Origin of the sequence: Terrisporobacter sp. (assembly GCF_017888745.1) — a bacterium.
GTDB lineage: Bacteria > Bacillota > Clostridia > Peptostreptococcales > Peptostreptococcaceae > Terrisporobacter.
The window spans coordinates 1-2,438 of sequence record NZ_JAGHFM010000398.1 but is presented as its reverse complement, the minus strand read 5'-3'; the positions used below and the strand labels follow the sequence as shown (position 1 = coordinate 2,438).

Annotated in this window: 3 protein-coding genes; all 3 read left to right on the top strand. The window is 28.1% G+C overall.

The annotated features are described in order from the left end of the window. On the top strand, nt 1–416 hold a 416-nt coding region (locus tag J7G74_RS16420), incomplete at its 5' end, for a S16 family serine protease (protein WP_297137385.1). Between the two features lie 9 nt (nt 417–425). Beyond that, nucleotides 426–1,505 carry a DNA integrity scanning diadenylate cyclase DisA gene (disA, locus tag J7G74_RS16415; RefSeq protein WP_297137382.1) on the top strand — a complete coding sequence of 360 codons (1,080 nt, stop codon included), beginning with the start codon at nt 426–428 and terminating at the stop codon, nt 1,503–1,505. A gap of 88 nt (nt 1,506–1,593) precedes the next feature. Further along, nucleotides 1,594–2,438, top strand: an 845-nt coding sequence (locus J7G74_RS16410; protein WP_297137380.1) for a PIN/TRAM domain-containing protein, incomplete at its 3' end; no start/stop codon positions are given.

Here is a 2,438-nt window from a genome sequence, read left to right as displayed (position 1 = left end):
GTATTGCGAAAAGGACAGCAACAGGAGTAGACTATAATAGAGTAGCTCTATTATTAGCTGTTTTAGAAAAAAGGGTAGGATTACAAATTCAAAACCAAGATGTATATATAAATGTTGTTGGTGGAATTAAAATTAATGAGCCTTCTATGGACTTAGGAATAATACTAGCTGTAGCTTCAAGTTTTAGAAATATACCAATTAATGGAGATATTGTTGTTACAGGTGAAGTAGGATTAACTGGTGAAGTTAGAGCAGTTAGCTATATAGAAAAAAGAATAGCTGAGTGTAAAAAACTTGGATTTAAAAAAATAATCATTCCTAGAAATAATTATGCAGCAGTAAAAGATACAAAAGGAATAGAAATTGTACCTGTAGATAATCTAAGACAAGCTATAAATGATGTATTAAGGGGGTGATGAATAATAATGTATAATACTGATAACATTATGGATAATAAAAATCTTCTTCATGCACTTAGAAAAATTTCCCCAGGGACACCTCTTAGACAAGGGTTAGATAATGTTTTAAGAGCAAAGACAGGTGGGCTTATAGTATTAGCTAATGATGATCAAATATCTGAAATAGTGGATGGAGGATTTAAGATAGAAGCTGATTATTCTCCTGCATATCTATATGAATTAGCGAAAATGGATGGTGCTATAATTTTAAGTGAAGATGTGAAAACAATATTATTAGCAAATGCTCAGCTTATACCTGATTATTCTATTGAAACATCAGAAACTGGAACTAGACATAGAACTGCGGAGAGGGTTGCTAAGCAAACAGGGTGTATAGTAATATCTATTTCACAGAGAAGAAATATAATAACTGTATACAGGGGAGAACAGAAGTATGTAGTTGAAGAAATATCTAAGATATTTACAAAAGCTAATCAAGCATTACAGACATTAGAAAAATATAAATCAGTTTTAGAACAAGCTATTCTTAATCTTAACTCGTTTGAGTTTAAAGATATGGTTACTATTTATGAAGTTGCATTAGTTGTTCAAAAAATAGAAATGGTTATGAGAATAATAAATGTAATAGAAAAGTATGTAATTGAATTAGGGGAGGAAGGTACCCTAGTGAGAATGCAGTTAGAAGAATTAATTGGTACTACTAAAAGAGATAGAATGATGATCTATATGGATTACAAAAAAGACGATGTAGATTTGAAAGATATTCAAAGAAAAATGAAAAGTTTAACTGATGATGAGCTATTAGATTTAGTTAAGGTATCTAAAATCCTTGGATATACAGGAATAACTGAAAGTATGGACATGGAAATTAGACCTAAAGGATATAGAGTATTAAATAAAATTCATAGATTACCAAGCGCAATTATAGAGAACATTATTAATTATTTTGAAGATTTTAAAAGTATACAATCTGCTTCAATAGAAGATCTAGATGAAGTTGAAGGTATAGGTGAGATAAGAGCAACTTATATAAAAAATGGACTTATAAAAATGGAAAAAATGGCCTCATTAGATATGCAAATATAATGAAAAATTTATAAAAAATTCATAGAAAATTAATGTATATGATATATCATATAACATATAAACCACACATAATACAGGGGGTGAAGTTTTGTTAAGTAAAATAATAAGGATGTTAATAGCATTATTAGGAGTTGTATTAGGAACAACTTCATATATAAACATTGTACAATACTTTCCAAATCTAAGTTTTGGTATAAAGAACATATATTTAATAGGTATATTAGTAGGAGCTTTAGTAGGAGTAATATTCTTCTTAATAAGTCCTTGGATTTTCAAAAAAGTAAGAGGATTTATTAAGGTAGTAGATAAGGAAATATCTAAATATCCACAAACAGATATATTATTAGGGTCTATAGGATTAATAATTGGGCTTGTGATAGCTTATTTAATAGTTGGTGGAATATTTGGCTCAATAAAAGGAATGACTTTAGTAAAAACTATATTATCTATAATAGTTTACTTATTTATGGGCTATATAGGTGTAAAAATTACATTAAAGAGTAGGGATGACTTATTTAATATCAATAAATTAAGTAGATTATCTAGTGCACTAGGAAAAGACAAGCAAAGTAAAAAAGAAAATAATATAAAATCAATACCACCTAAAATACTAGATACTAGTGTAATAATTGATGGTAGAATAGCAGATATATGTCAGACTGGTTTCATAGAAGGTAGACTAGTTATACCTAAATTTGTATTAAATGAATTACAACATATTGCGGATTCTTCTGATGATTTAAAAAGAGTTAGAGGAAGAAGAGGGCTTGATATACTTAATATAATACAAAAAGAGTTAAATATAGAGGTTGAGATAACTGAAAAAGATTTTGATGATATACCAGAAGTTGATAGTAAACTTCTTAAACTTGCTCAAGTTATAAATGGTAAAGTTGTAACTAATGATTATAACTTAAACAAAGTAGCTCAATT